Below are 2,052 nucleotides of genomic sequence, written 5' to 3' on the forward strand. Positions count from 1 at the left end.
GTCTGGCCCGGCTCGCGGCGCTCGGCGACGAGGAGGGCCAGCCGCTCGTACCGTCCGCGCATCCGCACCGCTGGTGGGGTCTGTACGAGCCGACCCGCAGCGCCGTTCCGCTGCGCGACCGGGACCAGCCAGTGGCGCTGTCCGGCAGCGCCCTGGACCAGTTGGCGAACACCTGCGCGCTCCAGTGGTTCCTGGGCCGCGAGGTGAAGGCGGACGAGCCCGCCACGGCCGCCCAGGGCTTCGGCAATGTCGTCCATGTCCTGGCCGACGAGGTCGCCTCCGGCCGTACGCCCGCCGATCTCGCCGTGCTCATGGAGCGGCTGGACTCCGTGTGGGACGCGCTCGCCTTCGACGCGCCCTGGAAGTCCCAGCAGGAGAAGGAGCACGCGCGCGTGGCGCTCGAACGCTTTCTGCGCTGGCATGTCATGGACCGCGGCGGACGCACTCCCGCCGCCACGGAGCACGGTTTCGACGTCACCTTGGAGGCGGGCGCGTACGAGGTGCGCATCCGGGGCTCCATGGACCGCGTGGAGCGGGACACCGAAGGCCGCGCCTATGTCGTCGACTTCAAGACCGGCAAGCAGGCACCCACCAAGGACGAGGTCGCCCGCCATCCTCAGCTCGCCGTCTACCAGCTCGCCGTACGGGAGGGCGCGCTGGACGAGGTCTTCGACGGTCACCGCCCGGAGCCGGGCGGCGCCGAACTCGTACAACTGCGCCAGCCCGCGCCGAAGAAGGAGGGCGGCGAGCAACTTCCCAAGGTCCAGGCGCAGGAGCCGCTCACGGGGGAGTGGGTCGGCGAACTGCTCACCACGGCCGCCGGCCGTGTACTGGACGAACGGTTCACGCCCACCACCGGCGGACACTGCGCCAACTGCGCCTTCCGCGCCTCGTGCAGCGCACGGCCGGAGGGCCGGCAGATCGTGGAGTGAGCCGCGCTCCGGGAGCCTCGGAGTGAGCCGTCCGCCGGGCATTGGCCGGGCGTCGTCAGTGGTGGCGGATAGCCTCTCCGCGTGTCCGTACATCTCAGCGATCCCGAGCAGCTCAAGGAGCTCCTCGGTATCCCGTTCACTCCGGAGCAGACGGCCTGCATTACGGCGCCGCCCGCCCCGCAGGTCATCGTGGCCGGAGCCGGCTCCGGGAAGACCACGGTGATGGCCGCCCGCGTGGTGTGGCTGGTGGGCAGCGGACAGGTCGCTCCGGAGCAGGTCCTCGGGCTCACCTTCACCAACAAGGCGGCGGGCGAGCTGGCCGAGCGCGTCCGCAAGGCGCTCGTACGGGCCGGAGTCACCGACCCGGATGTGATCGATCCGGACCATCCTCCGGGCGAGCCCCGGATCTCCACGTACCACGCCTTCGCGGGACGGCTGCTCACCGATCACGGTCTGCGGATAGGACTTGAGCCCACCGCCCGGCTGCTCGCCGACGCCACCCGCTTCCAGCTCGCCGCGCGGGTGCTGAGGGAGGCGCCAGGACCGTACCCGGCCCTGACCAAGACGCTCCCGGCCCTGGTCAGCGATCTGCTCGCGCTCGACGCCGAGCTGGCCGAGCATCTCGTGGGCACGGGCAGGCTCGGCGCGTACGACAGCGAGCTGCTGCGCGCTCTGGACGGCGCGAGGCTCAGCAACGCCGAGCTGCGCAAGGTGCCCGAGACGGTGGCCGCCCGCCGTGAACTGCTCGATCTCGTAGGGCGTTACCGCGCGGCCAAACGCGCCCGCGATCTGCTCGACTTCGGCGACCAGATCGCGCTCTCGGCCGAACTCGCCTCGACCAGACCCGAGGTCGGGACGATCCTCCGGGACGAGTTCCGGGTCGTCCTGCTCGACGAGTACCAGGACACGTCGGTCGCCCAACGGCTCCTTCTCTCCGGGCTCTTCGGCGGCGGCACCGGGCACGCGGTGACGGCGGTCGGCGATCCCTGCCAGGCGATCTACGGCTGGCGCGGTGCCTCCGTCGCCAATCTGGACGACTTCCCGGAGCATTTCCCGTACGCCGACGGCCGCCCGGCCGCCCGCTTCTCGCTCAGTGAGAACCGCCGCAGCGGCGGGCGGC

2 protein-coding genes are annotated in these 2,052 nt (G+C 71.8%); both read left to right on the forward strand.

Translation table 11 applies throughout. From position 1 onward, the window contains the following. Positions 1-932: RecB family exonuclease (locus tag GA0115259_RS36315; RefSeq protein WP_141716846.1), on the forward strand; the 932-nt coding region annotated here is incomplete at its 5' end. An 81-nt stretch (positions 933-1,013) separates the two neighbouring features. Next, positions 1,014-2,052: UvrD-helicase domain-containing protein (locus GA0115259_RS36320; RefSeq protein ID WP_141716847.1), on the forward strand; the 1,039-nt coding region annotated here is incomplete at its 3' end.

The sequence above is a fragment of the Streptomyces sp. MnatMP-M17 genome (assembly GCF_900091995.1).
Taxonomy (GTDB): Bacteria; Actinomycetota; Actinomycetes; order Streptomycetales; family Streptomycetaceae; genus Streptomyces.